This is a genomic window from Rhizobium sp. CFBP 8752 (assembly GCF_014842035.1).
GTDB lineage: Bacteria > Pseudomonadota > Alphaproteobacteria > Rhizobiales > Rhizobiaceae > Neorhizobium > Neorhizobium soli.
This window is the reverse complement of sequence record NZ_JACYUZ010000001.1, coordinates 2,042,183-2,068,197: the sequence shown is the minus strand read 5'-3', so window position 1 is coordinate 2,068,197 and position 26,015 is coordinate 2,042,183. Positions and strand designations below refer to the sequence as shown.

General features: G+C 60.4%; 28 protein-coding genes and 1 tRNA gene. 14 read left to right on the top strand and 15 right to left on the bottom strand.

Annotation, left to right across the window (positions count from 1 at the left end):
* The first annotated feature begins 2 nt into the window (after positions 1-2).
* The 3 genes from nusB to IFT59_RS09965 all read left to right on the top strand — a co-directional run bounded on the left by nusB (position 3) and on the right by IFT59_RS09965 (position 4,038).
* Positions 3-482 carry a transcription antitermination factor NusB gene (nusB, locus tag IFT59_RS09975; protein WP_062453277.1) on the top strand — a complete coding sequence of 160 codons (480 nt, stop codon included), beginning with the start codon at positions 3-5 and terminating at the stop codon, positions 480-482.
* 20 nt (positions 483-502) lie between these two features.
* Entirely contained in the window at positions 503-1,732 is a 1,230-nt protein-coding gene (locus tag IFT59_RS09970; RefSeq protein ID WP_192086735.1) for an MFS transporter, read from the top strand.
* A 164-nt stretch (positions 1,733-1,896) separates the two neighbouring features.
* On the top strand, positions 1,897-4,038 hold the full coding sequence (locus tag IFT59_RS09965; RefSeq protein WP_192086734.1) for a sodium-translocating pyrophosphatase: 2,142 nt from the start codon (positions 1,897-1,899) through the stop codon (positions 4,036-4,038).
* 79 nt (positions 4,039-4,117) lie between these two features.
* Here IFT59_RS09965 and IFT59_RS09960 read toward each other — a convergent pair whose 3' ends face one another.
* The gene (locus tag IFT59_RS09960) at positions 4,118-4,642 is read right to left on the bottom strand and encodes an outer membrane protein assembly factor BamE (protein ID WP_062454732.1); all 525 of its coding nucleotides are present in this window, start codon (positions 4,640-4,642) and stop codon (positions 4,118-4,120) included.
* A 223-nt stretch (positions 4,643-4,865) separates the two neighbouring features.
* Between IFT59_RS09960 and IFT59_RS09955 the strand changes: the two genes are divergently transcribed.
* The 8 genes from IFT59_RS09955 (at position 4,866) to IFT59_RS09920 (ending at position 10,194) form a co-directional block, all read left to right on the top strand.
* Positions 4,866-5,417: a ubiquinol-cytochrome C chaperone family protein gene (locus tag IFT59_RS09955; RefSeq protein ID WP_113167296.1), complete on the top strand. Its 552-nt coding sequence runs from the start codon at positions 4,866-4,868 to the stop codon at positions 5,415-5,417.
* The gene (locus IFT59_RS09950; RefSeq protein WP_192086733.1) at positions 5,414-5,992 is read left to right on the top strand and encodes a YceD family protein; all 579 of its coding nucleotides are present in this window, start codon (positions 5,414-5,416) and stop codon (positions 5,990-5,992) included. Before IFT59_RS09955 ends, IFT59_RS09950 begins: the two co-directional genes overlap by 4 nt.
* A 148-nt stretch (positions 5,993-6,140) precedes the next feature.
* A complete protein-coding gene (gene plsX / locus IFT59_RS09945) occupies positions 6,141-7,187 on the top strand; it encodes a phosphate acyltransferase PlsX (RefSeq protein ID WP_062453272.1) in 1,047 nt (348 codons plus the stop codon).
* Between the two features lie 20 nt (positions 7,188-7,207).
* Positions 7,208-8,179: a beta-ketoacyl-ACP synthase III gene (locus IFT59_RS09940; protein WP_062453271.1), complete on the top strand. Its 972-nt coding sequence runs from the start codon at positions 7,208-7,210 to the stop codon at positions 8,177-8,179.
* Between the two features lie 139 nt (positions 8,180-8,318).
* Positions 8,319-8,657, top strand: coding sequence for an integration host factor subunit alpha (locus IFT59_RS09935; protein ID WP_062453270.1), 339 nt, complete (start codon positions 8,319-8,321; stop codon positions 8,655-8,657).
* 172 nt (positions 8,658-8,829) lie between these two features.
* Positions 8,830-9,363 carry a MerR family transcriptional regulator gene (locus tag IFT59_RS09930; RefSeq protein ID WP_062453269.1) on the top strand — a complete coding sequence of 178 codons (534 nt, stop codon included), beginning with the start codon at positions 8,830-8,832 and terminating at the stop codon, positions 9,361-9,363.
* A 106-nt stretch (positions 9,364-9,469) separates the two neighbouring features.
* The gene (locus tag IFT59_RS09925) at positions 9,470-9,934 is read left to right on the top strand and encodes a BA14K family protein (RefSeq protein WP_062579958.1); all 465 of its coding nucleotides are present in this window, start codon (positions 9,470-9,472) and stop codon (positions 9,932-9,934) included.
* A gap of 183 nt (positions 9,935-10,117) precedes the next feature.
* A tRNA-Pro gene (locus IFT59_RS09920) sits at positions 10,118-10,194 on the top strand.
* Positions 10,195-10,651: 457 nt separating this feature from the next.
* On the opposite strand, the gene IFT59_RS09915 is transcribed toward IFT59_RS09920, so the two are convergent.
* The 8 genes from IFT59_RS09915 to IFT59_RS09880 form a co-directional block, all read right to left on the bottom strand.
* Positions 10,652-10,987 carry a hypothetical protein gene (locus tag IFT59_RS09915; RefSeq protein WP_062579960.1) on the bottom strand — a complete coding sequence of 112 codons (336 nt, stop codon included), beginning with the start codon at positions 10,985-10,987 and terminating at the stop codon, positions 10,652-10,654.
* 138 nt (positions 10,988-11,125) lie between these two features.
* On the bottom strand, positions 11,126-11,311 hold the full coding sequence (locus IFT59_RS09910) for a hypothetical protein (protein ID WP_062453266.1): 186 nt from the start codon (positions 11,309-11,311) through the stop codon (positions 11,126-11,128).
* Positions 11,312-11,415: 104 nt separating this feature from the next.
* Entirely contained in the window at positions 11,416-11,565 is a 150-nt protein-coding gene (locus IFT59_RS09905) for a hypothetical protein (RefSeq protein ID WP_192086732.1), read from the bottom strand.
* Between the two features lie 76 nt (positions 11,566-11,641).
* Entirely contained in the window at positions 11,642-11,935 is a 294-nt protein-coding gene (locus tag IFT59_RS09900; RefSeq protein WP_192086731.1) for a DNA-binding protein, read from the bottom strand.
* A 57-nt stretch (positions 11,936-11,992) separates the two neighbouring features.
* Complete coding sequence (locus tag IFT59_RS09895) at positions 11,993-13,246, bottom strand: O-antigen ligase family protein (protein ID WP_446737814.1); 1,254 nt, start codon at positions 13,244-13,246, stop codon at positions 11,993-11,995.
* Positions 13,243-14,781, bottom strand: coding sequence for an undecaprenyl-phosphate glucose phosphotransferase (locus IFT59_RS09890; RefSeq protein WP_192086730.1), 1,539 nt, complete (start codon positions 14,779-14,781; stop codon positions 13,243-13,245). Before IFT59_RS09890 ends, IFT59_RS09895 begins: the two co-directional genes overlap by 4 nt.
* 78 nt (positions 14,782-14,859) lie before the next feature.
* Positions 14,860-16,023 carry a glycosyltransferase gene (locus tag IFT59_RS09885; RefSeq protein WP_192086729.1) on the bottom strand — a complete coding sequence of 388 codons (1,164 nt, stop codon included), beginning with the start codon at positions 16,021-16,023 and terminating at the stop codon, positions 14,860-14,862.
* Positions 16,024-16,030: 7 nt separating this feature from the next.
* Positions 16,031-16,552: a polysaccharide biosynthesis/export family protein gene (locus IFT59_RS09880; protein WP_062454730.1), complete on the bottom strand. Its 522-nt coding sequence runs from the start codon at positions 16,550-16,552 to the stop codon at positions 16,031-16,033.
* Positions 16,553-16,848: 296 nt separating this feature from the next.
* On the opposite strand from IFT59_RS09880, the gene IFT59_RS09875 reads away from it, so the two are divergent.
* Positions 16,849-19,176 (top strand): exopolysaccharide transport family protein, encoded by a 2,328-nt coding sequence (locus IFT59_RS09875; RefSeq protein WP_192086727.1) that lies wholly within the window; start codon positions 16,849-16,851, stop codon positions 19,174-19,176.
* 36 nt (positions 19,177-19,212) lie between these two features.
* Here the strand turns inward: IFT59_RS09875 and IFT59_RS09870 are convergent, their stop codons facing one another.
* Together IFT59_RS09870 and IFT59_RS09865 are read right to left on the bottom strand one after the other, a co-directional pair.
* A complete protein-coding gene (locus tag IFT59_RS09870; RefSeq protein ID WP_192086726.1) occupies positions 19,213-20,439 on the bottom strand; it encodes a GNAT family N-acetyltransferase in 1,227 nt (408 codons plus the stop codon).
* A 124-nt stretch (positions 20,440-20,563) separates the two neighbouring features.
* Positions 20,564-20,776 carry a DUF2842 domain-containing protein gene (locus IFT59_RS09865; RefSeq protein WP_062453259.1) on the bottom strand — a complete coding sequence of 71 codons (213 nt, stop codon included), beginning with the start codon at positions 20,774-20,776 and terminating at the stop codon, positions 20,564-20,566.
* A 159-nt stretch (positions 20,777-20,935) separates the two neighbouring features.
* Between IFT59_RS09865 and IFT59_RS09860 the strand changes: the two genes are divergently transcribed.
* Positions 20,936-22,039: a COX15/CtaA family protein gene (locus tag IFT59_RS09860; RefSeq protein WP_192086725.1), complete on the top strand. Its 1,104-nt coding sequence runs from the start codon at positions 20,936-20,938 to the stop codon at positions 22,037-22,039.
* A gap of 38 nt (positions 22,040-22,077) precedes the next feature.
* On the opposite strand, the gene argC is transcribed toward IFT59_RS09860, so the two are convergent.
* From argC to rplM, 4 genes are all read right to left on the bottom strand, one after another.
* Positions 22,078-23,010 carry an N-acetyl-gamma-glutamyl-phosphate reductase gene (gene argC / locus IFT59_RS09855; protein ID WP_192086724.1) on the bottom strand — a complete coding sequence of 311 codons (933 nt, stop codon included), beginning with the start codon at positions 23,008-23,010 and terminating at the stop codon, positions 22,078-22,080.
* A gap of 74 nt (positions 23,011-23,084) precedes the next feature.
* Positions 23,085-24,053, bottom strand: coding sequence for an agmatinase (gene speB, locus IFT59_RS09850; protein ID WP_192086723.1), 969 nt, complete (start codon positions 24,051-24,053; stop codon positions 23,085-23,087).
* Positions 24,054-24,183: 130 nt separating this feature from the next.
* Positions 24,184-24,648 carry a 30S ribosomal protein S9 gene (rpsI, locus tag IFT59_RS09845; protein ID WP_062453256.1) on the bottom strand — a complete coding sequence of 155 codons (465 nt, stop codon included), beginning with the start codon at positions 24,646-24,648 and terminating at the stop codon, positions 24,184-24,186.
* Positions 24,649-24,650: 2 nt separating this feature from the next.
* Positions 24,651-25,115 (bottom strand): 50S ribosomal protein L13, encoded by a 465-nt coding sequence (gene rplM / locus IFT59_RS09840; protein WP_113111050.1) that lies wholly within the window; start codon positions 25,113-25,115, stop codon positions 24,651-24,653.
* 404 nt (positions 25,116-25,519) lie between these two features.
* Here rplM and IFT59_RS09835 point away from each other — a divergent pair, with 404 nt between their 5' ends.
* Positions 25,520-25,957: a CoA-binding protein gene (locus IFT59_RS09835; protein ID WP_192086722.1), complete on the top strand. Its 438-nt coding sequence runs from the start codon at positions 25,520-25,522 to the stop codon at positions 25,955-25,957.
* The last annotated feature ends 58 nt before the right edge of the window (positions 25,958-26,015 follow it).

The window sequence follows — 26,015 nt, the reverse complement described above, 5'->3', positions numbered from 1 at the left end:
GAATGTCGAAAGAAGGCGAGCATCCGGTCAAGCCGGCAAATCAGCGTGGCGCGGCGCGTTTGGCAGCCGTCCAGGCTCTGTATCAGATGGATGTCGGCGGCACCGGCGTTCTCGAGGTCGTGGCCGAATATGAGGCCCATCGCCTCGGCCAGGAACTCGATGGCGATACCTATCTCAAGGCGGACGCCTCCTGGTTCCGCTCTATCGTTGCCGGCGTCGTGCGCGATCAGGACAAGATCGACCCGCTGATCCGCTCGGCGCTCCAGGAGGACTGGCTGCTGTCGCGGATCGATTCGACCCTGCGCGCCATCCTGCGTGCCGGAACGTTCGAGATCGTCGAGCGCAAGGATGTCCCGGTGGCCGTCATCGTCACCGAGTATGTCGAAATTGCTCGCGCGTTCTTCGAGGAAGACGAGCCGAAGGTCGTCAATGCGGTTCTCGACCGCATTGCCAAGCAAATCCGCGGCGACGCGAAGAAGTAACATCCCGGAAAGAGCATCAGATGGACGAAGCGGTCGAGCGTCAAAGAATTGACTTGAGCACCGCCCGCCGCAGCGTCTTTCTGCTCGCAGGCACCCAGGCCATCCTGGGGTCTGCCACACCTCTGACCGTGTCGATCGGCGCTCTTGCCGGCTACCAGCTCTTGGGCGACGACAAGTCACTCGCGACAGCGCCGATCACCGCGTTCAATCTCGGCACCGCCGTCGGTGCGGTGCTCATCGCCATCGCGTCAAAATTCCTCGGTCGCAAGGCGGCCTTCATGTCGGGCGGCATGCTCGGCGCGATCGGCGGCGGGCTTGCGGCAATTGCGCTGTTTCGCGGTGATTTCTGGCTGTTTGCCTTCGCGCTGCTGCTGGTAGGGTCCTGCGCCGGTTTCACCCAGAAGATCCGCTTCGCCGCTGCCGATATTTCTCCCAAAGCCTATAAGCCGCGAGCCATCTCCTGGATCCTCGGGGCCGGTATCGTCTCGGCGATCGTCGGACCGCAGCTCTCCATCGCCGCAAAGGATTGGCTGGCGCCGGTGACCTTCGCCGGTGCGTTCCTGATGCTGATCCCGCTCTGCCTTGCCGGTATCTGCATCATGGCCTTCCTGCGTCTTCCGACCAAGGCGGATGCGTCGCTCTCAACCCAGCAGCCGCCGGCACGGTCGCTGCGGGAAATCGTCGTGACGCAGCGGTTCATGACCGGCATGGTCTGCGGTATCTGCACCTACGCGCTGATGACCTTCGTGATGACTGGTGCGCCGCTCGCCATGGTGATCGGCTGCGGCTTTCCGACAGAACTGGCGGCGCTCGGCATCCAGTGGCATGTGCTCGCCATGTTCGGCCCAAGCTTTTTCACCGGCATGCTGATCACCCGCTTCGGCGCGGAAAAAGTGGTCGCCGCCGGCCTCGTCACGCTGATGGGCTGCGCGATCGTTGCCCATATGGGCGTGGAATTGTGGAATTTCTGGCTGGCGCTGGTTCTCCTCGGGATAGGCTGGAATTTCGGTTTCATCGGCTCGACCACGATCGTCGCCTCCAGCTATCGCCCGCAGGAGGCCGACAAGGTGCAGGGGTTTCACGACATCGTCCTCTTCGGCACGGTGGCACTGTCCTCCTTCTCCTCGGGCAAGGTGTTCGTCACCTGGGGCTGGTTATTCATCAACCTGGTGATCTGGCCGGTCGCGATCTTCTGCCTTCTTCTCATTCTGGCGCTGATGCTGCGCAGGCCCGTCGCAAAAGCCAACTGACCCGGTTCTATTACCGTCGTAGCGCTTGACGGCGGTTGTTCCTCACCGCAATCTCACCCGCGCATGGCAACAGCTGCGTTCCTTGGGAGGGGAAAGCCGTTGCTGGAGGGTGCAGAATGCCGGGGCGGCATCGGCCGCAGCCGGTCAGGGAGAGGAAAATTCGCATGACTGTAATTCTAGGTGTGATCGTCTGCGGTCTGCTGTCGATCATTTATGCTGCATGGGCCACGCGTTCCGTACTTGCCGCCGATCAAGGCAATCAGCGGATGCAGGAGATCGCCGGTTATATCCGCGAAGGCGCACAGGCGTACCTGTCGCGCCAGTATATGACCATCGCCATCGTCGGGGTGCTGGTTGCGGGTCTCACATGGTTTCTTCTGTCTGGCACGGCAGCCATCGGCTTCATCATCGGCGCCGTTCTCTCGGGCGCTGCCGGCTTCATCGGCATGCACGTGTCGGTGCGGGCCAATGTGCGCACGGCGCAGGCGGCATCCCATAGTCTGGCGGCAGGTCTCGACATTGCCTTCAAGTCTGGCGCCATCACCGGCATGCTTGTCGCGGGCCTCGCACTGCTCGGCGTGTCCATCTACTTTTTCATCCTGACAACTGTGCTTGGCCATGCGGTCGGTTCACGCGAAGTGATCGATGCCCTTGTGGCACTCGGCTTCGGCGCCTCGCTGATCTCGATCTTCGCGCGCCTCGGCGGCGGCATCTTCACCAAAGGCGCCGATGTCGGCGGCGATCTCGTCGGCAAGGTGGAAGCCGGTATTCCGGAAGACGATCCACGCAACCCGGCAACGATCGCCGACAATGTGGGCGACAATGTCGGCGATTGCGCCGGCATGGCGGCCGACCTGTTCGAAACCTACGCGGTCTCGGTCGTCGCGACCATGGTGCTCGCCGCAATCTTCTTTGCAGGCAGCGCCGTCATCGACCAGGCGATGCTCTATCCGCTGGTGATCTGCGGCACCTGCATCATCACCTCGATCGTCGGCACGTTCTTCGTCAAGCTCGGCACCAACGGCTCGATCATGGGCGCCCTCTACAAGGGCCTGATCGTGACGGGGCTGCTGTCCATTGTCGGACTTGCGATCGCGACCTCGATCACCATCGGCTGGGGAACGATCGGCACGGTTGCCGGCATGGACATCACCGGCGCGAGACTGTTTGCCTGCGGCCTCGTCGGGCTGGTCGTGACAGCGCTGATCGTTGTCATCACCGAATACTATACCGGCACCAACAAGCGGCCGGTCAATTCCATCGCCCAGGCTTCCGTCACGGGCCACGGCACCAACGTCATCCAGGGACTGGCCGTCTCGCTGGAATCGACCGCACTGCCGGCACTCGTCATCGTTGGCGGCATCATCTCCACCTATCAGCTCGCCGGACTGTTCGGCACAGGCATCGCGGTCACCGCCATGCTCGGCCTTGCCGGCATGATCGTGGCACTCGATGCCTTCGGCCCTGTCACCGACAATGCCGGCGGCATTGCCGAAATGGCGCATCTGCCGCCGGATGTTCGGAAAGCCACGGATGCTCTGGATGCCGTCGGCAATACGACCAAGGCCGTCACCAAGGGCTACGCGATCGGCTCAGCCGGTCTCGGCGCACTGGTGCTGTTTGCGGCCTATGCCAACGATCTCCAGTACTTCGTGGCAAACGCCGATAAATATCCGTACTTCCAGGGGGTAGGCCAGATCTCGTTCAGCCTGTCGAATCCGTATGTGGTGGCGGGCCTGCTGTTTGGCGGTCTCATCCCGTATCTGTTCGGCGGCATCGCCATGACGGCGGTCGGCAAGGCGGCAAGCTCGATTGTCGAGGAAGTTCGCCGGCAGTTCCGCGAAAAGCCCGGCATCATGCAAGGAACGGAAAAGCCCGACTACGGCCGCGCGGTCGATATCCTGACCAAGGCTGCGATTCGCGAAATGATCGTGCCCTCGCTGCTCCCGGTTCTCGCGCCGATCTTCGTCTATTTCGGCGTGCTTCTCGTCTCGGGCGGCGACAAGGCGTCCGCCTTTGCAGCGCTCGGTGCCTCGCTTCTCGGCGTCATCATCAACGGCCTGTTCGTCGCGATCTCGATGACCTCGGGCGGCGGCGCCTGGGACAATGCCAAGAAGAGCTTCGAGGACGGTTTCGTCGATAAGGACGGCACCCGCCACATGAAGGGATCCGAAGCCCACAAGGCTTCGGTGACAGGCGATACGGTGGGTGACCCCTACAAGGATACGGCAGGCCCTGCCGTCAACCCGGCGATCAAGATCACCAACATCGTCGCCCTTCTGCTGCTGGCGGTTCTCGCCCACTAGAACCAGGTCTCACACAGACAAAAGAAAGCCCGCGGTACCATTGGTATCGCGGGCTTTTTGATATTCGGAAATGCGCTTGTTAGTTGCCCATGCTCTGCAGCATGTTGCGGATCTGGCCGGCACCGCCGCTTGCTGCTCCGGAACCACCCGACAGAAGCTGCTGCAGGAAGGTAAGGTCGCGGCCGCCGGTTGGCGTCGTGCGCGAGATCGTGTCGAACACCTTGCCGTCCTGAAGTGCGTAGTTGGCGCGCTGTGCGACCACGCCGTTCTTGTCGAAATAGATGGCAAGCACGCTCTGCTCGACGATCTGCGGCTTCATGAAGGCTGCCCGACGGTGGCGCTTCTGGGAAATGTAATAGAACACTTCCGTATCGAAGGTCGCGGTCGTCGACGGTGTACCCATGGTCAGGATCACCTGCTCGCGGCTTGAACCGACAGGGATCAGGTTCAGCGACTGCTGGTCAACGACATAGCCGTTGTACATCGTGTCGCCGATTTCCATGGATGTGCAGCCGGAAACTGCAATCGATGCAACGACAAGGGCCGCCGCCGTTTTGCTCAACGCTTTCATTTCGTATCCGAAAACCCGCTTCTTCAACGGTATCCCCCACATGTCGATGTGCCGGCGGAAGCCGGTTACTCTGCTGCTCATACCATTGTGGCTATTCCGGGGACAGCTGACTGCCGCTTCCGGATAGCCGAACCGAAGCCCGCCGATGGCGAATGCATTGCAATTCGTGCCTGCTTCGGTAAACCAGCTTTCGTTTGCATGCAACATCGCCAGCTTCGACCATGACGCAAACATGAAGGCAAATGCAGGAAACACGATGATATTCGGCCTGTTCAAAAAGAAAAACAGCAATCAGACCATCGTCAACCGGCAATACTACGCCCTGACGTCGGCAGCGCGCATCCCCGTCTTCTACGAGGATTTCGGCGTACCCGACACCGTGATGGGCCGGTTTGAAATGCTGTCCATCGTGATGATCCTGTTTTTTCGCCGGACCGCGAAGTCGGGGGCGAGCGGGCAGGAACTGGCGCAGGAGATCGTCGATGCCTTCTTTCAGGATATCGACCATTCGATTCGCGAGCTCGGCATCGGCGACCAGGGGGTTCCGAAGCGGATGAAGAAGCTCGCGGGCATGTTCTACGGTCGGCTCGAAACCTATGCCGCAGCTCTCGACAGCGGCGACGAGACCGCGCTTGCCGCAGCGCTGCACCGTAATATCCATCCTAAAGCCACCGATATACAAGACATGAGCGCACTTGCGCACTGGATGACAACCACCGAAACCGCTATGTCAGCGGTCTCAGAAGATACGATTTCCCGTGGGCTGCTGGTCGTGCCGCAGCCGGTTCGGGAAGGCGAGGAACAATGAAACGCGATCAAGAACCCAGCAAGGCCAAAGGCGGCAAGCCTTCGTTCTCCTATCCTGTGAAGGTCGGAAACATTTCGGCCAATCCCGTCACTGTCACTGTTGAAGCCGATGAAAACGAGCTGAAGGGCTTGGCCGTTCTCTGGGACGTCGTATCGGTCAATTCGTTGAAGGCGGAAATCTACATTGCCCGCTGGAAGAAGGACGGCGTGCGCCTCAAGGGCCACGTCAAGGCCGCCGTCACCCAGGCCTGCGTGGTGACGCTCGATCCGGTGTCGTCGACCATTTCAGAAGATTTCGATCAGGTCTTCGTGCCTGAGGGATCCAAGCTTGCGCGCGTCGTCACTGCCGAAAGCGCCGAGATGGTGGTCGATCCTGATGGTCCGGACCTGCCGGAAATGTTTGTCGGCGATACGATCGATGCGGGCGAGGTCGTTGCCGAGTTCGTGGCACTGGCGATAGACCCTTATCCGCGCAGGCCGGGCATCGATTTCAAGGACCATATCGAGAGCGACCCGAACGATCCGGCGACCAAACCCAATCCGTTTGCCGCGCTCAAGGATTGGAAAAAAGACTGAGACCGGTTGTAAGCAGAAACAAAACCTATATTTTGGCCACGATTTCGCCGGCAGGGCGGCGCATGAGCGTGCCCACTGAAGAAGCAAAAGTCGGCGCAGGCATTCGTTGCAGGCGCGTGCGGCCGGTTAAAACAAGGATCAGGGACGCGTGATCAGAATTTCGATTGACGCCATGGGTGGCGACTTTGGCCCCGAGGTTGTCATGGCGGGCGCCGCGAAGGCGCTCGAACGCCATCCCGACGTCAGTTTTCTCCTCTACGGACTGAAAGCCGAATGCGAGCCGTGGCTTGCACGCTATCCGAAACTGCGCGAGCGGTCCGTGTTCCACGCGTGCGAACTGGCCGTTGCCATGGACGAGAAGCCGAGTGCGGCGCTACGCCGTGGTCGCTATGTCTCGACCATGTGGCGTTCCATCGAAGCCGTGAAGCTTGGCGAAGCCGATGTCGTTGTGTCCGCCGGCAATACCGGTGCGCTGATGGCGATGTCGAAATTCTGTCTTCGCACATTGGCGAGTATCGAACGCCCTGCGATTGCAGGCATCTGGCCAACCTTGAAGGGCGAAAGCATCGTCCTCGACATCGGCGCGACGATCGGCGCTGACAGCCAGCAGCTGCTCGATTTCGCGCTGATGGGCGGCGCCATGGCGCGGGCCCTGTTTGAAGTCGATTGCCCGACCGTCGGCCTTCTCAATGTCGGTGTCGAAGAGGTCAAGGGTCAGGAAGAGGTGAAGGAAGCCGGTCGCCTGATCCGCGAAGCCAACCTTCCGCACCTCTCCTATCACGGCTTCGTCGAGGGCGACGACATCGGCAGGGGCACTGTCGACGTTGTGGTGACCGAAGGCTTTACCGGCAATATCGCTCTGAAGACCGCCGAGGGAACTGCGCGCCAGATCGCCACGCTTCTGCGCGAATCCATGTCGCGCACGCTTCTTGCCCGGATCGGCTATCTGCTGGCCAAGCCTGCATTCGATCGACTGCGCGAGAAGATGGACCCGAACAAGGTCAATGGCGGCGTCTTTCTCGGCCTCAACGGTATTGTGATCAAGAGTCACGGTAGCGCCAACGCCGAAGGCATCGCAGCCGCCATCGCAGTCGGCTACGACATGGCGCGAAATGACCTCAACGCCAAAATTTCGCAGGATTTGAAGATTTATCATGCCAGACGCCTGCCGCCGGCCGGCCCTGAAGCCGCATGACGTTAGGATGTGATTTGACTATGATTCGATCAGTTGTTCGCGGTTACGGGGCAGCGCTCCCGAAACGGGTCGTCACCAATCGCGAGCTGGAGACGATGGTCGACACGTCGGACGAGTGGATCGTCCAGCGCACCGGCATCACCCAGCGGTACATCGCCGGCGACGACGAAACGACGGCATCGCTCGGTGAGAAGGCGGCGCGGGCAGCGCTCGATAATGCTGGCCTGACACCTGACGACATCGATCTGGTCCTTCTGGCGACTTCGACGCCGAACAACACCTTTCCCGCGACCGCCGTCGAGATCCAGAACCGGCTCGGCATGAAGCATGGCTACGCTTTCGACATGCAGGCGGTCTGCAGCGGCTTCGTTTACGCGATGACGACGGCAGACCTCCACCTGCGTGGCGGGCTTGCCAAGCGCGCGCTGGTGATCGGCGCCGAAACCTTTTCCCGCATTCTGGACTGGAACGACCGCACCACCTGCGTGCTGTTCGGCGATGGCGCCGGCGCCGTTGTGCTGGAGGCTCAGGAAGGCGAGGGCACGATTGCCGACCGCGGTATCCTGACGGCGCATCTGCGCTCGGACGGATCCCACAAGGACAAGCTCTACGTCGATGGCGGCCCATCGACGACCGGCACGGTCGGGCACCTGAAGATGGAAGGCCGTGAGGTCTTCAAGCATGCGGTGGCTATGATCACCGACGTGATCGAGGACGCATTCGAGGCGACCGGCACGACTGCCGAGGATATCGACTGGCTGGTACCGCACCAGGCCAACCGTCGTATCATTGATGGATCTGCCAAGAAGCTCAACATTCCCACCGAGAAAGTCGTCGTCACCGTCGACATTCACGGCAACACGTCGGCGGCATCGATCCCGCTTGCGCTTTCAGTCGCCTGTGCCGACGGTCGCATCAAAAAGGGCGATCTTGTGATGCTGGAAGCCATGGGTGGCGGCTTCACCTGGGGGGCCGTCCTGATCCGCTGGTGATGCCGGCTGAAAACCTGAGCCATATTATGAAATAATCAATGCCGAACAGATGCTTGGCCCGGGGGCGCTTGACCGTGGGGCACAACCAAAATACTGTTTGCGGGCTTTGATAATATCACATTAAATCAGGCGGGGGACCATGGCCGGCAAGACAGTCACACGCGCGGATCTGGCGGAATCGGTTTTTCGCAAGGTTGGCCTCTCTCGCACGGAATCGGCGGAACTCGTCGAAACGGTAATCGACGAAATCTGCAACGCCATCGTTCGCGGCGAAATGGTCAAGCTTTCGTCGTTTGCGACGTTTCAGGTGCGCGCCAAGAACGAGCGCATCGGTCGCAATCCGAAGACAGGCGAGGAAGTACCGATCTCACCCCGCCGGGTGATGACCTTCAAGGCATCCAATGTTTTGAAGCAACGCATCCTCAAGGCGCACACATTGCGCAAGGTCAAGCAGAAGCCGGCAAGTCCTGCGAGCTGACACGCCCGTTTTGCACGCTGGCACCCCTGCCAAAACACCAATCTTGTGAACACACTTGAATCTTTCGGTGCAAGCCGTTGAGAAATGTGCGATTCGACGCATAATCCTCGTCCAGCCTTTCGTGCTGACCCCTTTCGCGCCGCACGGCCGTTCGATCCCTGGAGATTGACACTTGGACAAGAGCCCGGACGCATTCCGCACCATCAGCGAAGTCGCTGACGATCTCGACCTGCCGCAACACGTGCTGCGCTTCTGGGAAACGCGGTTTCCGCAAATCAAGCCGATGAAGCGGGGAGGCGGCCGTCGCTACTACCGCCCGGAGGACGTGGATCTGTTGAAGGGGATACGTCACCTTCTCTACGACCACGGATACACGATCAAGGGCGTTCAGAAGCTCCTGAAGACGAATGGCAACAAGTTCGTCTCAGCAATCGCATCGGGTGATATCGCCACAATGGAAGCCATCATGGCGGCCAACAGCGAGAAGAATGCCGAGCCGAAGATTTCCACCCAGGAAGAAGATCAGGTCGTCGGGCGCCCGAAGGTAAAGCCGAGCGGCCGGTTCTTCGGTTTCGGCGGGGCCGGGGAGGACCAGTTGGAAGTCTCGGTTGGAAAATCGAGTGTCGGGAAGGAAGACCGTGCCCTGCTACAGGAGGCACTGTTTGACCTTCTGGAATGCAAGCGCCTGCTGGACCAGGTTCGTTGATCCGATACCTGCTTACATGAACTCACTGTAAATTTACCGTTCACCTCTGGTTCAAACGCGAAGGTACAACATTTACCTACGAGGAAACACAAGAGGAGATGCAAACGTGAAAAAACTCGCAATCATTGTCGTCTCGGCCATGACGGCACTGACGAGCATGGTACCGGCACACGCCTTCCCTGTCGTCAACGCACCGAAGACCATCGAAGCGCCGCAGAGCGTTGATCAGGTCCAGCAGGTTCAGTGGCGGCATCGTGATCGTTGGGAAGGTCGTCGCTACTATCGTCACCATCGCGACTACCGCCGCGGCGACTATTATCGCGGTCGCCACTACCGTGGCCACAATTCGGGTGCGATCATCGGCGGTCTTGCTGCCGGCGCTCTGATTGGCGGTGCCATTGCATCCCAGCCGCGCTACGCCGAACCGCGTTACGTGCAGCCACGTCGTTACGTGAACGCCAATAGCGCGCACGTCAACTGGTGCGCCAACCGCTACCGGTCGTACAGAGCTTACGACAATACGTTCCAGCCCTATAACGGCCCGCGCCAGTTGTGCTACTCGCCCTACTGATAGGGCAGTCGCCAAGGCGTCCTGATAGGCCGGCTCCAGACAATGGGGCCGGCTTTCTCGTTGAAGCAAGACCGTCGATCCGAGATCCATTGAAAGCCGATTTTTTCCTTGCGTGGTGAAGATCATGTCAGTATGGAATGCATGCTTCACGCGACGCCGGTCCGCCGGCTCGAAGCGATGTGGCGGAATGTAGCGCAGCCCGGTAGCGCACTTGACTGGGGGTCAAGGGGTCGTCGGTTCGAATCCGGCCATTCCGACCATTCTTCCTTCGGCGACAGGCTCCCCCAGAGCCGCTTTGACATGAGCTCGCCATGGGTGAACTCGTCTCTCGTCACACCAACCTGTTGCGACGTCACTCACCAGAACCTGTGAACGAATGATGGATCATCCCGAACCGCGTTCGACTTATCTGACTACAATTTGCATTTGGCTGGAACGTCAGTGTTCCCGACGCGTTGTCAGATAGGAAAACAAAGGAGAATGTGATGTTGAAGGGTGTTGTACTTTGGGCGATGGGCGTTCCGATCCTTGTAATCGTGCTGCTCTACGCATTCGTATTCTAAAGTTCTGGATCTCTGGCGGTAACGGCCAGCGCATTTCGATCTAAAAGGGTCAGCTCTGAGACACGAGCTGACCCTTTTTCATTTTTGCCGCTGTTGACGAGATATAGCTCGAGCAAAAAAAGGCCCCGAACTTGCGGGGCCTTTTCAGCCAGTCTCAGATTTCCGGGCAACCAGGGCGATTGGCGAAGGTGATCCGGTCGGGGCCCCGACGGGTCATGCCCTGGACGGTGATGCTGCGGCGAGTGGCGCGGACGATCTCCGTCTGACGGAAGCCTTCGTCGCGAGCGGCGGCGCGTGCTTCGCCAGGGCTGCAGCCCATGCGGCGATCGCGTCTGTCGTAATCGCGATCCCTGTCGCGGATCACCGGGCGCACGCCGTCAGGTCCGATGCGCAGCTGTACGTCCTGGGCCGATGCCGGGGCAGTGGCCGCACCAAGGGTGCAGACGGACAAGGCCAAGGCGAGGCCTGCCTTTGCGAAAACATTGATCATTGTATCCTCCGTGTATGGAGCCGGGGCAGGGCCTGCGGCGCAAGATATTCACGGAGATGTAACTGATTTGTGAGTGGTAAAGTTCCGCCTAAGATCAATCAGCAAGTATAGGCGTAGCAGACGTGATAGTAGTTCGCGTTAGCGAAAACGCGCTGTCCGGCTCGCATTCATCAGGAGCTCCTGCTCGGAAGCAAACGACCCCAGGAGCTGCAGAAGACGGTTTTCTTCGTCCTTGTCGAGACGGTAACGGCGGGCGAAGTCAGTTACGCTCCACACCTTCTTCATTCCGGACTGCTGAAGATCGACGGGTGTAATATGCGACATTGTGCCCCCTCACAGATATTGGAGGATGGTATCCTCCAATATCCAGTGCATATAAAAACGACGTTGAATAGGGAAACTTCTTAAGCTCAGTTTTCCCGGAGAAACTACTTTCCCTCGACCTTGACGCCATCCTGGCCGATGCTGAATTCTACGCCCTTTGGCTTGGTTTCTTCGCGGTAGACATAGAACCCCAGACCGACGACCAGAACAACGAGAGCGCCGATGATGAAGTACAGATTATTGGAACGCGTCATGAATTTCCCCGACTATGCAATTCTGGCCGGGAAACGCCTATGAGCTAAATATGTTCCAGCGAGTTTCAGGTTTTTTTCAATCGTCGTTTGCGGCGTTGAGGTCTTCAGGACGCATGCCCTCTTCCTGACCGTCTTGCCTCAGTCTCACACCCGGTCCCATTCCAAATCCGCCATCGCCGGCTGCCAGGAATATAACGCTCCTTGTCTCGAAGAATGCCCTCAGTCTCTCACTGATGGTTGGGTCGGGCAGGGCGTCATGGGCCTCCGCGTTGTCGAATTCGACGGCGGATAGGCCCGAAGCGGCGCAAAGCGCGTCTTTCGAGATGCCGGTGAGTGCGCGCGCTGCGCGAATTTGTGATGCGGTCAACATACGAGAAATCTGGCGCAAGGCGACCCAATGTCAAGGACTTGCGCTTGAGGCAACAACTCAGGCCTGTAACGGCGGCATCGCGGCAGTGGTGTTTCGCTGATAGCGGTTTTCCAGAGCGACGCAGGCCCAGAGAATGCCGAGCGAGAGATAGAAGTGCCGCCAGTGGTCCGTGTCGATGACGTTTCCGATCATCGCATGTCCCAGGATCAGGACCCATGCAATCATCAGAAAAGGCTGCCACGGCCTCTCGCGCAGCATATAGCGGAAACCCATCCACAGGCTGGACCAGATCATGATCTGATACGTCACCGCACCCACCCAGCCATAGGTCGTGAGTGTCTTCAGCCAGATATTGTGCTCGTCTTCGCCGAAGATTTTTCCAAGCGCCATCGGTCCCATGCCGAGCGGTCGCTCCATCGCCATCAGGAAGCCGATCTTATGCCGCTCGAAGCGACCAAGCCGCGCGCCGTCGTAATCCTGCACCAGTTTCGCACGGTTGGAAAACAGGTCGGCGATCTGCGGGATCTGCAAAGCGATCGCAAGGACGAGCACGAGAGCCACGCCGGCACAAATCGAGATGACCAGGATCTTCAGGCGGAATGCCGTCGTGCGCTCCTTGAGGAGCATGAGGACGATCAGTGCGATGGCACCGAACAGCAGGAGGCCCCAGGCCGCGCGTGAAAACGACAGGAAGATACCGATCGCCAGCACCAGCATGCCGAGGATGAGAAGGGGGGTACGGATGACCGGGCCGGTCAGCATGCGGTAAAGGAGATAGAGGAGCGGGCCGACCAGATAGGGGCCGAACACGTTGGGGTCCTGAAAGGCGCCCATGGCGCGGTTATAGCGGGTAAAGACATGGGCCCCGGGAAACGCGTCGAAATAGCCGAGGATGCCGAGAGTGGCCGTGATGATGGCGGCCGCCACCCAGGCATGAAAGATGATCTTCAGCCGCCGATGGTCGTTCTCTATGACCGCTGCAAAGAACACGGCGGTGAGCGCGAGAAAGATCGAGACCGCATAATACATACCGGCGCCGGACGAATCCTTCATCACGAAGATGGAAAACAGGCCGCTAATGTTGAAGATCAGCAGCATCGCCATGAGCATCGCGACCGTCCGGGAGATCCTGAGCCCAAACAGGAACCAGAGGCCGATCTGGGCCACCATCATCAGTTCGTAAGGGGCAGGCTCCGACATAACGAAGCCGGACAGAAAGACGCCAAAGGCCAGCATGCCGTTTGCCACGAGAGCGAACACGGCCAGCTGGACGTTGAACGGCCGGATCTCATGTGCGGCCAGCGTCGTCAATATGCATTGTCCGTGTTGAGAAGCCGGATCGGCGTCAGGAACAGGATCTTGAGATCGAACAGGATCGACCAGTTCTCGATATAGTCGAGATCGTGGGCGGTGCGGGCACGGATCTTTTCGTCGCTGTCCAACTCGCCGCGCAGTCCGTTGATCTGCGCCCAGCCAGTCACGCCGGGTTTCACGCGGTGGCGGGCGAAGTAGCCTTCGACGACGTCCACATATCTGCGTTCGCCAGTCTGGGCACTGACCGCATGCGGACGGGGACCAACGAGAGACAGCTCTCCTTTCAGCACGTTGAACAGCTGCGGTAGCTCGTCGATCGAGGACTTGCGCAGAAACCGGCCGACGGGCGTGACCCGCGGATCGCCCTTGGTCACGGCCCTGATCGCGGTCTGGTCGCTCATGCTCGTGTACATCGAGCGGAATTTGAGAACGTTGATGATCTCATTGTTGAAGCCGTGGCGCTTTTGGCGAAACAGCATCGGCCCTTTCGAGCTGAGCTTCACGGCAATGCCGGCAGCCAGCATGACGGGCCAGAGGCAGGCGATCGCGAACACGGCAAAGACGATATCGAAGATGCGCTTTGCGACCGAATCCCAGTCGCGGATCGGCTTGTCGAAAATATCGAACATCGGAACGGTGCCGACGTGACTATAGGCCCGTGGGCGGAAGCGCAGGCGGTTCGCATGCGCCGCGAGCCGGATATCGACCGGCAGAACCCAGAGTTTGCGCAGAAGCTGCAGGATACGCTGCTCGGCGCTGGCAGGAAGCGCGATGATGAGCATGTCGATACGGGCAAGGCGCGAGAATTCCACAAGCTCGGCAAAGGTACCGAGCTTCGGGTAGCCGGCAACGACGGTCGGCGAGCGGTCGCTGTTGCGGTCGTCGAAGATGCCGCAGATGCGGATGTCGTTATCCGACTGGCGTTCCAAAGCGCGCACCAGTTGCTTGGCAGGTTCGCCGCCGCCGACAATTACGGCGCGGCGTTCCATCACGCCGTTGCGCGCCCAGTGGCGGATGCCAAGCGCGATCGCCTGCCGCTCGGCGGCAAGGACGACGCAGCTGACGGAGAACCAGACGATGAGACCGGTCACGGGCACCCAACCGCCCGCGGCAAAGCTGAGCGCGAGATTGGTCAGGACAAAACTGAAGGCCCATGTGATGAGGACCCGCTTCAAGGTCCTGTTGGCGGACCTCAGGGAGGGGATCTGATAGGTGTCGGCAATCTGCAGAAGCAGAAGCGTGATGGCAGAACCGAAGGTGATGATGACCAGGCGGGAAAGCGACATCTCGGTCGCGCCGTAGATCAAGTCGACGATGAGGCCGACAATCAGGATCGCGGCAAATTCGGTAAGCCGGATCAGTCCGACCAGCAGGGATGGCGAATAGCTGGTTTCGCGGAACTGCTGGGCGATCTGGCGTGCGAAGGGATTGAGGACCGCGCCCGCTTCCTTCTCCTCGCTCGCACGCATCTCGGAGACCTTGCGGCGAAGGCTTTCGACGTCGAATTCATCGGGCTTGTTCAGCGGGCTCATGCCAGGATCCTCGACTCAGCTGCCGCGAAGGCGCAGAAGTAGTCTCAGTCCAGTAGCAAAAAGAAGCTAAAGAAGCCTTTAGCTGTACCTGCGGTCCGGGATTTGGCCGAGTAGATCTTGGTACAAGTGAAGCATGTCGTCCGCCATAACGGAGGCGGAAAACACTGCCTTGAAATCGGACGGCTTCGGCATGACGCGGTCATGCCACTCCGGTGTCTGCAGTGCCTGCGTCATCACGTCGGAAAGGCTTGTGGCGTCGCCGGGGACGGCAAGGGCCGCACTTTTCACACCCAGCACTTCGGGAATGCCGCCGACACGCGATGCGATGACAGGCTTCCCGGCGGCGAGCGCTTCCAGCACGATATAGGGCATCGCTTCCGCCCGCGACGGAACGACGACGAAATTTGTGAGGGCGAACGCCTTGCGGGCGGGCATGGCCGGCATCATCGTCAGCCGGCGGCCAAGGCCACGTTCGGAAATCATGGCTTCGTAGCGCTCGCGGTCCGGTCCGTCGCCGACCATCAGCGCCGAAAGCGGCCGACCGACCGCGCGTTCCGTTCGGGCAAAGGCGTCGATGAAGACATCCGGCCCCTTCAGGTCGCGCAGCATGCCGATATAGAGAAAGTCGACCGCGGAAATGACCGCCGGGACCGGCTCGAACTCGGCCTCGCCAATGCCGTTATAGATCACGCGCGCAGTCTTGAGCGGTTTTCCGACCTTTTCCTCGTAGGCGCGGCGCTCGTAATCGCAGACAAAGACCAGGGCATCGCCGAAGCGTTCCTGGAACCGTTCGAGCTGCAGCACGACCTTGCCCGAAAGACTGGACCGGTCGAAATGCAGACTGCCGCCGTGCGGCGAATAGAGGCGGGCCACGCAATACCTGTTAACCCGCAAGGCTGAGCCGATCAATCGCGCCAGAACGCCGCCCTTGGCGCCGTGTCCGTGCAATATGTCCGGCCGCAAGCTCTTGATATGCTTGTAGCTTCTGTAGAGTGCCGCAAGATCGGAAGGAGCGATCGAACGGCGCATCGGAATTCGTGTCAGGCCAAGCGAAAGCTGCGGCCGGATCGTGTCGAACAACCTGTCCTCGTGCTCGCCACCGGTCGAGCTGTCGCAGAGGATGCCGACCTCGTGGCCGGCAGCCCGATGTTCTTCCACCAGGTCGCGCACATGGCGGAAGATCCCGCCGACGGGCGACCTGAAACAATGGAGGATGCGCAAGGGAGGGGCCTCAGCCGACATGATGATGTCAGAACAGCCGCTCGCGGACGTAGACCGTGTCGCCAGCGAGGACCTGTGAGGAAATCGTCGTACGGCCCGTGATGACCTCGCCGTTGATCTTGCGTGTGACGTCGACATCGCGCTGGTTTCCGCGAGAGGTAAAGCCTCCGGCGATTGCGATGGCGTTCTGTGCCGTCATGCCGGGCACATAGGAATACTGTCCGGGTCGTCCGACTTCGCCCATGACAAAAACCGGGCGGTAACGATCCATTTCGATCGTCACGTCGGGATCGCGCAGATAGCCCTGCTTGAGCTTGGCGGCGATTGCACCCTCGAGCGTCGGCATGGTCTGGCCCCGGGCCGTGATCTGACCGATCAGCGGGAAGGCGATATAGCCGGCCTGATCGACGGTATATGTGTTGGAAAGGCTCGGCTGTTCGAAGACGCTGACACGTAGCCGATCGCCGCTGTCCAGCCGGTAAGGCTGGATCGTCGCTTCCTGAAAGCTTTTGGGAGCCGGCTTGTATGAGGCGCAGCCCGACAGCGTCATCGCAACGGCTGTCGCCGCAAGAGCCAGAACGGTTTTGGCGCGCTGGTTGCGCGTCGGATTTTTCTTGTCTTGGGCGAATAGCATGTTCGCGTCCCAGGCTCGGGGTGGTGGTTCGACGATTTCGAGCCTGTTATCGATCCATTAGGGTTAATGCCCGGTAAAGAGAGGCGCGACGACCCTCGGAAATAATGCTTTCAAGATCAGAGTCCGGTTTTTCTTCGAAGCCGCGGCTCATTAACTGTAGCGTTACCATGATAATTTACTGTCCGCCCAAATAGACCAGTTTGGAGCGGGCAATGTCTGGCGTAAACGGCGGCCATCAGGATGTGGATATCGACCTCAGGCAGGTCATCGCGGCCGTCTGGGAACGCAAGGCGAAGATCCTCGCCGTCACGATCGCGGCGGGCGCGCTGGCGTTGGTCGGCGCCTCGCTGATCAAACCCAGCTACAAGGCCGAAACCAGGCTGCTGATCGAATCGCGATCGCCGAACCTCTCCGGCGGGGAAGGGGCAGGCAGTTCCAACGATCCGGTTCTGGACACGCTTAACATCACCAGCCAGGCCCAGCTGCTGCAATCGACCGACCTCATCAAGCGGGTTGCGCGCGATCTGAAGCTTTCCGATCGCCCGGAATTCGACCCGGCTGGACAGTCGGCACTGCCGGACCTTCTGGTGATGGTCGGCCTGAAGCAGGATCCGATGGCGATCGATCCGGAAGACCGGGTCATCCAGAAGTTCCGGGAAAAGTTGTCGGTCTATCCGGTCGAGGGCTCGCGCGTCATCGCCGTCGAATTTGCATCGCATGATCCGAAGCTCGCGGCTGATGTGCCGAACCGGATGGCCGAAGCCTATCTTCAGATCCAGAGTGGCTCGAAGGTGGACACCCATGCCGAAACCGCCCGCTGGTTGGAGCCGGAAATCGCCAACCTGACGACCCGCGTCAACGATGCCGAAAAGAAGGTGGCGGACTACCGCTCCTCGAACGGCCTTTTCCAGACCAGCGAAGCCAACAGTTTTTCCAGCAAGCAGTTGAACGATATATCGACCGAACTTGCCCGCGTTCGCGCCGATCTCGCCAATGCCGAGGCCCGTTCGGAAAACGTCCGCGCTGGTTTGAGAGCCGGCCGCGCTTCGGACACGCTGGCGGACGTCGCGGGATCGGCGGTCATCCAGCGTCTGAAGGAAACCCAGACCAATTTGCAGGCGCAGATCAATGATCTCTCGACATCCCTGCTCGACAACCATCCGCGTCTTCGGGGACTTCGCGCGCAGCTCAGCGGTATCAATCAGCAGATCGAGCGTGAAACCCAGAAGATCCTGGCAAGCCTCGACAACGAGAGAGAGATTGCACGGCTCCGCGAGCGTCAGCTGACGCAACAGATGAACGGCTTGAAGGCTGATTCGGCCAAGGCCGGTGAAGAGGAAGTCGGGCTGCGGGCCCTGGAACGCGAAGCGTCTGCCCAGCGCCAGCTGCTCGAAACCTATCTCGTGCGCTACCGCGAGGCGACGTCGCGCCGCGACGCCAATTCAAGCCCTGCGGATGCCCGCATCGTATCGAGCGCGGTCGAACCGTCGGAACCCTTCTTTCCGAAGGTCATTCCGATCGTCATCGTGGCGACGCTTGCGACACTGATCGTCAGCTGCCTGGTCGTCATCATCGCCGAACTGTTCAGCGGCCGGGCGCTCCGCCCTCTCAATCGCCGTCGCGAGGACGATTTCTTGCTGACACCACACGAGGTCGCAACGCCTGCAGTCGAACCGGCCCCGGCCGAGCCCGAACCGACCCCTGCCGGCGCTTTGGTTGCAACAACACCCGCCGCAGCTCCGGTTGCGGCAGAAACTGTTGCAGATCGGCCAAAGCGCGAACACAGGCTGTTCGCGGCGGCAAAGGAAATGCTGGCTGCCTCCCGCAAGGATGCCGCTGCCGCGAAGGGCGCGGAAGTTGACCAGAAGCAGGAGGCTGCGGTCGCTGCCGAGCCACCGGTCGAAGAAATTGCCGTCACGACGCCGGCGAACGACGGGGAGGAGGAATCCTTCACGATCGCGTCCGTTGCCCGCTACCTCCAGCGCCGTGCGGTGCCGATCGGCCTGGTCGTGTCGCCCGGTGGCGATGCAGGCTCGACGGCGACCGTGATGTTGGCCCGTGAAATTTCGGAGCGCGGTCGCACCGTTGCCCTGATCGACATGACCGGCTCGGCTTGCCCGACACGGCTGATGGCGCAGGACGTCAAGCTTGCCGGCATCACCGATCTGCTGTGCGGCGAGGTTGCGTTCGGGGAAGCCATCCATCCGGACCGTCTCTCGGATGCGCATATCATCCCGTTCGGTTCTGCCGATCCGGTTCGCGCCATGCGGGGCGCAGACCGGCTGCCGATGGTCGTCGATGCACTCGCAGACGCCTATGATCTAGTGCTGATCGAATGCGGCCCGGCGGAAGCGCCGATGCTGTCGCGACTGACCCGCAACGAAAAGGCGGAGGTCATTCTCTCCGTGCCTGAATTCAAGGAAGAGGATGTCGCAAAGATCGTCCAGGACTTCCAAGGCGAGGGAATTCGCAACCTGCTGGTAATGTCTGACGCCAATGACCGCAGTTCGCCGCGCAAGGCTGGACGACAGGTGGCGTGAGCCACACCGCATGAACCACGATCTACAAGGCGGCTTTCAGGCCGCCTTGTTCGTTTTGGCGGCCCGCAGTTTCTGCAAAAGAGTGTAAAGGCGCGGGTTGTGCTTCACCGCAGCCTTCGCCCTCGTTGCCAGAACCATCAGCGGTTTGAGGACAGACCCCTTCGGTGTGATGGCGATGAGAATATCGTGCAGCACGGTTTCCTGGCTGCACCAGCTGCGCTTGTAGGGCTGGTCGCCCACGCCGAAATCGAACAGCGCCGCGCCTTCGCGGCAGCTTTTCTCGATCATCAGCCAGAACAGCAACTCGCCGGGGCTTGCCTCCGGGCAGATGCTGTCGTCGATGGAGCTGAACTGGCAGATCACATGGTCGCCCTTGCGCGACACGCCGGCAATCGCCACGACATGGCCCTCGTGCTCACCCCGCATACGGATCGCGTGAAGGGTGAGCGACGTGTCTGTCCCATCAGTCGGCGCGTCCATCAGGCGATGGAAAAACTCTCGGATCTCGGACGCGTGGAAGACATCGGGCAGGCCGAACATTTTCAGCCGCGCCGCCTTCTGGCGGAAGAACGTATCGAGCAGCGCGTGCTTTTCGTCCGCGTCTAGCGCGATCAAGTGATCGTAGCCGCCGGCTGCTTCGATCTTGCGGCTCTGTGAGCGGAATTTCTTGCGCCGCGTCTTGGCATTGAGCTGTGCGAGCGTCGTCTCGAAATTCGGAAAGAGCGGCAGCTGGAACGAATGGTTCTGGTTCTCGGTCGTTGCGAGAGCACTCAGCGGATGCCGGCTGCCGCGCCAGGAGAGCGGCACGCAATCGAGCACCACAAGATCGGCGTAGGGAGAAAGCGCCGTTCGCAGCATGCCCAGGAACGGTTTCAGCTCGGCAGCGGAAGCCACCTCGAGTGCCGGGTCGAACAGGCCGGTATTGAGATTGTTATAATGGTTTCCGGGGAGGCGGGCGACGCGAATGCCTTTTTCACGCACGACATCGAGCGGCAGGATAAACACGGCGCGACCGTCGATGCAACCGACGACGACTGCGAGCGTGCGGCCGTGGGATTTCGCCCAGGCTTCGCACCAGTCGAAACCCTGATGCAGCGAATTGAGCTTGATCGCCTGCAGACGGTGCCAGTCGGACTTCAGATCCGCCATGTCCGTCGCGACTGCCATTTCGATCTGCGCGAAACGCAACGGGACAGTCCCACGGGAAGGCGATCCCGATGTCCCTGCCGGCGCAAGCTCTTCAATCAGTCTCGAGGTTTGCATGACGCGCTCCGCTGTCTTTCAAGCGGGAAGAATAGGCAGGGTGCACCAACAATCGGTTTACTGCTGTGCCGCCCGCCGCCAATACTATCACGGCTGGTTAATGCGGGGTGAACCCAGGCATAACCTAGACTTTCGGCCGTGCGCCCGCCATCCACTTGATGATCAGCATGGCCGGCAGGATCCACAAAAGCCCCGACAGCAGGAAGTAGAGGAAATGCACCCACCACGGCGATGTCGCGAGCAACAGCGTCGCGACCGTGGTTGCAGCCAGCGCGTAGACGATGACGAGCACGATGATCATGATCGTGCCGATGAAACTTCTCAGGCGTGGGACCAACGCGTTTCTCCTCCCGCGACGCGATGCCGCAAAGCATCGGGGCTTGTTTTGCACGTGTCCTTGGGGCAAATCAACGCCAGGAGCGGAAAGATTACCGCCCGCATGGTGCTCTCAAGCGCGTGCAAGGCTGATCTTTCTTCGAGCGACAGGAGTTTCCGCATGTCGGCGACTGATAGCGTCATCATCGATGTCATCCATCCGGCAGCAAAACGCCGCGAGCGCGACCGCAGGCCGGTGCGTATCTGGCTCGGCTTCGTCGTCTTCGTGCTCTTCTGTCTCGTCCTTGTGGGCGGCGCGACCCGGCTGACCGATTCGGGCCTTTCGATCACCGAGTGGAAACCGATCCACGGCGTCATTCCGCCTCTCAATGCGGCCGAATGGCAGGAGGAGTTCGAGCTCTATCAGCGCATTCCGCAATACCAGCTGGTCAATGCCGGCATGACGGTGGACGAATTCAAGACGATCTTCTGGTGGGAATGGGCGCACCGTTTCCTGGCGCGCTCGATCGGCTTGGTCTTCGCCGTACCGCTGATCTTCTTCTGGGTGACCGGTCGCATCGAGAAACGCCTGCGCTGGCCGCTGGTCGGCACGCTGGCACTCGGCGGATTTCAGGGTTTTGTCGGCTGGTGGATGGTATCTTCGGGCCTCACCAAGCTCGTCAGCGTGTCGCAATACCGGCTCGCCACGCATCTGGTCATCGCCTGTCTGATCTTTTCCGCCTGCGTCTGGATCATGCGCGGCCTCACGCCCCAGAAGCAGGGGGCGGCCCCGACGCGTCACTCCTATATCGCGGCTGGAGGCCTCGCGTTTCTGGCGCTGTTTCAGATCTATCTCGGCGCACTTGTCGCGGGCCTCGATGCCGGCCTCAGCTACAACACCTGGCCGATGATGGATGGCGCCTTCGTTCCGGCCGACCTCTTTTTGCGCGATCCCTGGTGGATCAATCTGTTCGAGAACCCGAAGACCGTGCAGTTCGTTCACCGCTGCGGCGCCTATGTGCTTCTGGCCGCAACACTGATCCACATGATCGTGTCACTGTCCAAAGCGCCGGGTTCGGTCCATACGGGCCGCGCCGTCATCCTGTTCCTGCTGGTCTGTCTGCAGGCGGTGATCGGCATCCTGACGCTGGTCTATCAGGTGCCGCTCGATCTGGCGCTTGCGCATCAGGGCGGCGCCCTGGTCGTCCTCGGCTATGCCATCACTCACTGGCGTGGCTATATCGGCGAATACCCGCTGGAAGACAGAAAAGCCGCGGCGAACTGAGTTCACCGCGGCCTCAAGTCTTAAAAATCCGGATGTATTCAGGCAGACAGCATCAGGTCCATGTTCTGGACGGCGGCACCGGAGGCACCCTTGCCGAGATTGTCGAGCAGCGCCACGAGATTGACATGCGGGCTGCCAGCCGCGCCGAACACGAACAGCTTCATCCTGTCGGTGTTGACCAGTTCCTCGACATCGACGCGGGCAAGCGTCGCGCTCTCGTTGAGCGGCACGACGGTAACGATATCCTGTCCCGCATAGTGGGCGCCGAGAGCGCTATGAATGCTCTCGATCGTGGCACCATCCTTGAGGTCTTCGAGGAACAGCGGCACCTGCACGATCATGCCCTGCGCAAAGCGGCCGACGGACGGCGAGAACAGCGGCGCGCGATCGAGCAGGCCATGTTCCTTCATCTCGGGCACGTGCTTGTGCTTCAGCGTCAGGCCGTAGAGAAAGTTGTTGGCGGAGATCGCGTCGTCGCGTGACGCGTCTTCCATCTGGCCGATCAGCTGCTTGCCGCCGCCGGTATAGCCGGACACCGCATTGACCGAGACCGGGTAGCCGTCGGGCAGGAGACCGGCAGCGCGCAGCGGACGCAGCAGCGCGATCGCGCCGGTCGGATAGCAGCCCGGATTGGCGACGTTGCGGGCGGCCTTGATTTTGTCGGCCTGTGCCTTGTCCAGCTCGGCGAAACCATAGGCCCAGTTCGGATCGACGCGGTAGGCAGTGGAGGTGTCGATCACCCGCACGTTGTTGTTGCCCGCAAGCATCGTCACGGCTTCTTTCGAAGCCTCGTCCGGCAGGCAGAGGATCGCGATGTCGGCGCTGTTGAGCAGGTCCTCGCGCATTGCGGCATTGCGCCGCTCGGCTTCCGGGATCGACAAGAGCTCGACGTCGCGGCGGTCGGCCATGCGGGTGCGGATCTGCAGCCCTGTCGTGCCGTGTTCGCCGTCGATGAAGATCTTTGCCGTCATGGTCTTTATCCCTGAAATGTCAGTGCCTTGGGGTGAGAGCCGGAATCAGTTTGCCAGCTGCGTGATTCAATGTGTCAACGGGCGGAAAGTCGCTCCGCGCGCAGGCCAAGCATATACATCGCAACCGTTGCCCCGGCAATGGCGGTGATATCGGCGTGGTCATAGGCCGGTGCCACCTCCACCACGTCGGCGCCGCAGATATCGAGGCTTCCGAGTTTGCGCAGCACCGACAGGATTTTCGCGCTCGACGGCCCGCCGGCAACCGGCGTGCCGGTTCCGGGCGCATAGGCCGGGTCGAGGCAGTCGATGTCGAAGGTGAGGTAACACGGGCGGTCGCCGACATGAGCAAGGATCGCGTCGGCGATGGCCTGGGCGCTCAGGTCCTCCACCTCATGGCCCGGCATGATCCTGATGCCGAAATCTTCGGGCGCATGGGTGCGGATGCCGATCTGGATTGAATGCTGCGGCTCGATCACGCCCTGTCGCACGGCGCGCGCCACGAACGAGCCGTGGTCGATCCGTTCGATCTCGCCGGCCTCGTCCGCATCGTCGCTCCAGGTGTCCTGATGTGCATCGAAATGCACGAGGGCGAGGGGACCGTGGCGGGCCGCATGCGCCTTCAATAGCGGCCAGGTGACGAAGTGATCACCGCCTAACGATAGCAGAAACGCGCCCGACTCGATGATCTTCGTCGCCTCCGCCTCGATCAGGCGCGGCGTCTTCCAGTGATGACCGTAGTCGAGCATGACGTCACCATAGTCGATAACCGACATGGCTTCGAAGAGATCACGCGAGAACGGATATTGCGGGTCGTTGTCGAAGATCGCCGAAGCCCGGCGAATGGCCTGGGGTCCGAACCGCGCGCCCGGCCGGTTGGAGACAGCAGCGTCGAAAGGAATGCCGAGGACGACCGCATCTGCGCCGATCAGGTCTTTGGTATAGCGCCGCCGCATGAAGGACAGCGCGCCCGCATAGGTCGGATCGGTGGCAGCATCGCGCAGGGACTTGGCGGTAAAGGCATTGTCGATGGATTTTGAAGCCATTGCATTCTCCCGGATCGGAGAGAAAGTGCAGTGGGAGTGTCTGGAAGACAAGGCCAGAACCGAAGAAAGGCTAAAACGAAAAAAGGCGGAGCCAAAGCCCCGCCTTTCGAAATGCAAAGTCTTGAAGCGATTAGCGCTTCGAGAACTGGAAGGACCGGCGGGCCTTCGCCTTACCGTACTTCTTACGCTCGACGACGCGGCTGTCGCGGGTCAGGAAGCCACCCTTCTTCAGAACCGGGCGAAGGCCTGGTTCGAAGTAGGTGAGGGCCTTGGAGACGCCGTGACGAACGGCACCGGCCTGACCGGAGAGACCACCACCGGTGACGGTGGCAATGATGTCGAACTGACCTGTGCGGGCAGCGGCAACCAGCGGCTGCTGAAGGATCATCTGCAGAACCGGACGGGCGAAATACGCCGAGAAGTCGCGACCGTTGATGATGATCTTGCCGGAGCCCGGCTTGACCCAGACGCGGGCAATCGCGTTCTTGCGCTTGCCGGTTGCATAGGAACGGCCCTGTGCATCGACCTTGCGGACGTGAACCGGTGCCTGGCTTTCAGCCGGAGCGAGGTCCTTCAAAGAGGAAAGATCAGCCATGATCAGGCGCTCCTTACGTTCTTGCTGTTCAGCGATGCTACGTCGAGAGCGACCGGCTGCTGTGCTTCATGGGGATGGGTGGAGCCGGCGTATACACGCAGGTTCTTCAGCTGGCGACGGCCGAGCGGGCCACGCGGGATCATACGCTCGATCGCCTTTTCGACGACGCGCTCAGGAAAGCGGCCTTCGATGATGGCGCGTGCAGTACGCTCCTTGATGCCACCCGGGTAACCGGTGTGCCAGTAGTACTTCTTGTCCGTGTACTTCTTGCCAGTCAGGACAACCTTTTCCGCGTTGATGATGATGACATTGTCACCGTCGTCGACGTGAGGTGTGAAGGTGACCTTGTGCTTGCCGCGAAGGCGATTGGCAACGAGGGTGGCGAGGCGACCGACAACGAGGCCTTCGGCATCGATGATGATCCACTTCTTCTCCACCTCTGCAGGCTTCTGAACGAAGGTTGACATTGTTTTTCTCTTTCATCTGAACCCAAGACCACCGGAGAACCGGCCGTAAGGGCGTTTTTTGTTGCTTGATTTGCCTGGCTTTGCCGACAAAAAAGAAAGCGGGCCTTCGAAAGGTCCGCGATCTGGGCGGCTTATACGACGGAGCCTAAAAACCGTCAAGCAGTCGGCCCGGAGTTCATGGAAAAATAGCTTAACGTTTAGAGCTACTTAGCAGTGAGGTGTAATAATACCTCACAAATAATCGACCGGTTTTTCGTCTCTTACACGACTTCTTGTGAAGGGATACCTTGGTTTGAGCCGCAGCAGGCGGCACGCTTGGTTGGTGGGAAAATGTAATTCCGGAACCGAGTTGGAAGATTTCCATTGCTTCCCTATGTCCAATTCAATGCACAGGAGATCGAACGATGGCTCACGATCGGTATGAAGACGACGTCATCGCTGACATCCTGAAAAACACGAAGTCGATTGCACTGGTCGGCGCATCGCCCAATCCCGACCGGCCCAGCAATCGCGTGATGGGATTTCTGCTGGCGCGCGGCTACCGGGTATTTCCGGTCAATCCGGGCCAGGCGGGCAAGCAGATCCTTGCCCAGGAGGTCTATGCGAGCCTCGCGGATGTGCCGGAACCTGTCGATATGGTCGATGTGTTCCGCGCTTCGGAATATCTGGACAGTGTGGTGGACGAAGCGCTGGCGCTCGATCAGCTGCCCAAGGTCATATGGGCGCAGCTTGGCGTGCGCGACGATCAGGCCGCAGTCAAGGCGGAGGCCGCCGGCATCCAGGTAATCATGGATCGCTGCCCGGCGATCGAGTACCCAAGGCTTGCCCGTCTTCTCGGATAGGGTAAGGGAGCGGGGCAGGTAATTCGCGGACTCTTTTCGCAATCGCTGCGAATGCTTC

Excerpts from the sequence above, each read along its gene's own strand:
- nusB (WP_062453277.1), top strand. The coding sequence starts at position 3 with ATGTCGAAAGAAGGCGAGCATCCGGTCAAGCCGGCAAATCAGCGTGGC.
- IFT59_RS09970 (WP_192086735.1), top strand. The coding sequence starts at position 503 with ATGGACGAAGCGGTCGAGCGTCAAAGAATTGACTTGAGCACCGCCCGC.
- IFT59_RS09965 (WP_192086734.1), top strand. The coding sequence starts at position 1,897 with ATGACTGTAATTCTAGGTGTGATCGTCTGCGGTCTGCTGTCGATCATT.
- IFT59_RS09955 (WP_113167296.1), top strand. The coding sequence starts at position 4,866 with ATGATATTCGGCCTGTTCAAAAAGAAAAACAGCAATCAGACCATCGTC.
- IFT59_RS09950 (WP_192086733.1), top strand. The coding sequence starts at position 5,414 with ATGAAACGCGATCAAGAACCCAGCAAGGCCAAAGGCGGCAAGCCTTCG.
- IFT59_RS09940 (WP_062453271.1), top strand. The coding sequence starts at position 7,208 with ATGATTCGATCAGTTGTTCGCGGTTACGGGGCAGCGCTCCCGAAACGG.
- IFT59_RS09935 (WP_062453270.1), top strand. The coding sequence starts at position 8,319 with ATGGCCGGCAAGACAGTCACACGCGCGGATCTGGCGGAATCGGTTTTT.
- IFT59_RS09915 (WP_062579960.1), bottom strand. The coding sequence starts at position 10,987 with ATGATCAATGTTTTCGCAAAGGCAGGCCTCGCCTTGGCCTTGTCCGTC.
- IFT59_RS09910 (WP_062453266.1), bottom strand. The coding sequence starts at position 11,311 with ATGTCGCATATTACACCCGTCGATCTTCAGCAGTCCGGAATGAAGAAG.
- IFT59_RS09905 (WP_192086732.1), bottom strand. The coding sequence starts at position 11,565 with ATGACGCGTTCCAATAATCTGTACTTCATCATCGGCGCTCTCGTTGTT.
- IFT59_RS09900 (WP_192086731.1), bottom strand. The coding sequence starts at position 11,935 with ATGTTGACCGCATCACAAATTCGCGCAGCGCGCGCACTCACCGGCATC.
- IFT59_RS09890 (WP_192086730.1), bottom strand. The coding sequence starts at position 14,781 with ATGAGCCCGCTGAACAAGCCCGATGAATTCGACGTCGAAAGCCTTCGC.
- IFT59_RS09885 (WP_192086729.1), bottom strand. The coding sequence starts at position 16,023 with ATGTCGGCTGAGGCCCCTCCCTTGCGCATCCTCCATTGTTTCAGGTCG.
- IFT59_RS09880 (WP_062454730.1), bottom strand. The coding sequence starts at position 16,552 with ATGACGCTGTCGGGCTGCGCCTCATACAAGCCGGCTCCCAAAAGCTTT.
- IFT59_RS09875 (WP_192086727.1), top strand. The coding sequence starts at position 16,849 with ATGTCTGGCGTAAACGGCGGCCATCAGGATGTGGATATCGACCTCAGG.
- IFT59_RS09870 (WP_192086726.1), bottom strand. The coding sequence starts at position 20,439 with ATGCAAACCTCGAGACTGATTGAAGAGCTTGCGCCGGCAGGGACATCG.
- IFT59_RS09860 (WP_192086725.1), top strand. The coding sequence starts at position 20,936 with ATGTCGGCGACTGATAGCGTCATCATCGATGTCATCCATCCGGCAGCA.
- argC (WP_192086724.1), bottom strand. The coding sequence starts at position 23,010 with ATGACGGCAAAGATCTTCATCGACGGCGAACACGGCACGACAGGGCTG.
- speB (WP_192086723.1), bottom strand. The coding sequence starts at position 24,053 with ATGGCTTCAAAATCCATCGACAATGCCTTTACCGCCAAGTCCCTGCGC.
- rpsI (WP_062453256.1), bottom strand. The coding sequence starts at position 24,648 with ATGGCTGATCTTTCCTCTTTGAAGGACCTCGCTCCGGCTGAAAGCCAG.
- rplM (WP_113111050.1), bottom strand. The coding sequence starts at position 25,115 with ATGTCAACCTTCGTTCAGAAGCCTGCAGAGGTGGAGAAGAAGTGGATC.
- IFT59_RS09835 (WP_192086722.1), top strand. The coding sequence starts at position 25,520 with ATGGCTCACGATCGGTATGAAGACGACGTCATCGCTGACATCCTGAAA.